Annotated in this window: 4 protein-coding genes; 2 read left to right on the top strand and 2 right to left on the bottom strand. The window is 38.7% G+C overall.

The genetic code is table 11. The annotated features are described in order from the left end of the window. Window positions 1-340 (bottom strand): sterol desaturase family protein (locus tag WBJ10_RS00085; protein WP_424287404.1); only part of this gene is annotated, 340 nt, incomplete at its 3' end. Window positions 341-378: 38 nt separating this feature from the next. Then, complete coding sequence (locus WBJ10_RS00080; RefSeq protein WP_424287402.1) at window positions 379-942, bottom strand: RNA polymerase sigma factor; 564 nt, start codon at window positions 940-942, stop codon at window positions 379-381. Window positions 943-1,140: 198 nt separating this feature from the next. Between WBJ10_RS00080 and WBJ10_RS00075 the strand changes: the two genes are divergently transcribed. Further along, the gene (locus WBJ10_RS00075) at window positions 1,141-1,500 is read left to right on the top strand and encodes a response regulator transcription factor (RefSeq protein ID WP_424287400.1); all 360 of its coding nucleotides are present in this window, start codon (window positions 1,141-1,143) and stop codon (window positions 1,498-1,500) included. 199 nt (window positions 1,501-1,699) lie between these two features. Further along, window positions 1,700-2,278, top strand: coding sequence for a YdeI/OmpD-associated family protein (locus WBJ10_RS00070; protein WP_424287398.1), 579 nt, complete (start codon window positions 1,700-1,702; stop codon window positions 2,276-2,278). Window positions 2,279-2,384 lie beyond the last annotated feature (106 nt).

Genomic DNA, 2,384 nt, shown 5'->3' with positions numbered 1-2,384 from the left:
CTGTGTGGTGGAATTGGTGGAACCGCCATAAAAATGGCAATTCGTGATTCAGGCGGTGCCACCAGTACATGTAAACATCGGAGATTAAAAGTCCAAAGACTACATGCAAATAAAATGGCAGGTAATTCAGCAGGCCAAAGTCCTTGTTTTCTACATAGGTGAGGCTATAGATCATTGCATAACCACCGAACCCGGCTATAATCAGGTTCAGCAAACCAGTCATTACATTGAAGAAATCATGCTTGTAGTCGATCAAATCACGCCTTTGGGGCAATAAATGTTCTGCTAAATAAATAAGGGCGAAAAAAACGCCGACGGCATAAGGCTGAATTTCTTTCAATTTATGGAGGTTCTAAAAGTAAAAAGTAAGGATAAATTTCAGACTAATTTTCTTAAATCCTGAATTGCCATCCTTAGTCTCGTTTTTACTGTCCCCAGTGGAAGGTTTAATTCTTTTGCAGCTTCCTGATGTGTGAAGCCTTTGAAGTAAATAAGCTCAAGGACGGCCTGGTATGGTACAGGAAGTTTGTTTGTTATTTCCCTGATTCCTATCGTATCGTAATTACACTCCACATTATGCTGGCCATTTACATCAAATTGAGATTCCTCCAGATTAGTATTCAGTTGAGATTTTTTGTAAGATTTACCTTTGAGATGGTCCATTGCGGCATTTTTTGCAACCTTTGCCATCCAGGTAAATAATCTTCCCTTTTCACTATCATAAAATCTTATAGCTTTCCAAATTCTGACGAAGGTTTCCTGGAGTACGTCTTCCGCATCTTCCTCGCGAATGACAATCCGTGATATAATTCCGTAAAGAGAGCCCGCATACATCTCATATAATGATTCATGGGCATTTCTGATCCCCGCTTTCAACCCATGGATTAATTCCTGTTCGGAGAGCTTTTTCTTTACATCGGAAATGAGCAATAATGACATCATGGGGTCCGGCTAATTAGAAGGAACGTTTTGATAATACAATGAACAAATATATTTTGTTTACTGAAAACATGATGTAACGGTAATGATATTATCTGAACGCGGCCTTAAAACCCCATTAGAGCGTAACCGCTCCCATTCTGTAAATCAGCTTTTTGTATTTCCAAATAAGCTCCGTATCTTTCCGCATTATTCTAACTGATGAAAAAGAAAATACTGGTCGTTGAGAGGGATGAGGACATCCTTTTTATAATGGGTCATATCCTGGAAGACCAGGGGTTTGAAGTAAGTGTTTCCCGGACAGAAGACGGAATTGTAGAACGTGTTATCGCAGAAATGCCTGATATGGTTCTGCTGGATATCATCAAACCCACAGACGCAGGTAAGGCTTTATGCAATGCCCTTAGCATGGTTGAATCTATTAAACATATTCCGGTTATCGTATTATCCACCTATCCGCAGATTCAAAAAGAAAAAATTGAATGTGCTGATAAAATTATTGACAAGCCATTTGAGATTTCCGAGATTATCAATGTGATAAACGAACATCTTCTGGTGTAAATCTTTCCTGCATCAAGGGTTAATATTGTTTCTACATGTGTGCTTTCCACACCTTATCCCTTCCAGCGGTTTGGATTCGATCAGCCGAATATCGCTGTATTGTATTTCCCTTTCACCTGGCTTCCGGGTTTTATCGACCCATCCATTTAAAGCATGTATTATTGCTACATTGTAGTTCGATACTCAAATAGTATAAATTATGAACCCGGAAGTAGACTGGTTTTTTGATAAGCCTTCGAAGTGGCAGGAAGAATATTCTGAATTGAGAACCCTTGTTCTGGAGTGTGATCTCACAGAGGAATTAAAATGGGGCTGCCCGTGTTACACCAATCAAAAAAGCAACATTGTTTTAATTCACGGCTTTAAAGATTATTGTGCCTTGCTTTTTATGCAGGGTGCGATGCTTAAAGACCCAAAAAAGATATTAGTTCAACAAACCAATAATGTTCAGTCGGCACGACAGTTTCGTTTCAAAAACATGGACGAAATATTAAAGAATAGCACCGAGATAAAGTCCTATATAGATGAGGCTATTGCCTGCGACAATACAGGTTTAAAATTCGAGCGTAAAAAAACTGATGAATACGAAATACACCCGGAGTTTCAAAATGTATTAAACAATATGCCGGAAGTAAACACAGCATTTAAATCGCTTACCCCCGGACGACAACGAGCCTATCTGCTTTATTTTTCAGCACCAAAACAAGTTAAAACTGTTGAGGCAAGGATTGAAAAATCAATACCCAAAATACTTGAGGGTAAAGGCTTAGACGACTAGAACCGCGATGAATTTATTGGTATCATACTTGCAAGCTAAATGGCTAGGTACGAAAACCATTAATAGCGTTTATCTTGAAAAATATCATCCTCTATCTTCTCTCTAT

The sequence above is a fragment of the Daejeonella sp. genome, assembly GCF_049655485.1.
Lineage (GTDB): Bacteria > Bacteroidota > Bacteroidia > Sphingobacteriales > Sphingobacteriaceae > Daejeonella.
The sequence above is the reverse complement of the archived record's forward strand: the minus strand, read 5'-3'. Positions and strand labels throughout refer to the sequence as shown.

What these genes read in the sequence shown, in the direction of transcription:
- WBJ10_RS00075 (WP_424287400.1), top strand. Translation starts at nt 1,141, where the DNA reads ATGAAAAAGAAAATACTGGTCGTTGAGAGGGATGAGGACATCCTTTTT.
- WBJ10_RS00070 (WP_424287398.1), top strand. Translation starts at nt 1,700, where the DNA reads ATGAACCCGGAAGTAGACTGGTTTTTTGATAAGCCTTCGAAGTGGCAG.
- WBJ10_RS00080 (WP_424287402.1), bottom strand. Translation starts at nt 942, where the DNA reads ATGATGTCATTATTGCTCATTTCCGATGTAAAGAAAAAGCTCTCCGAA.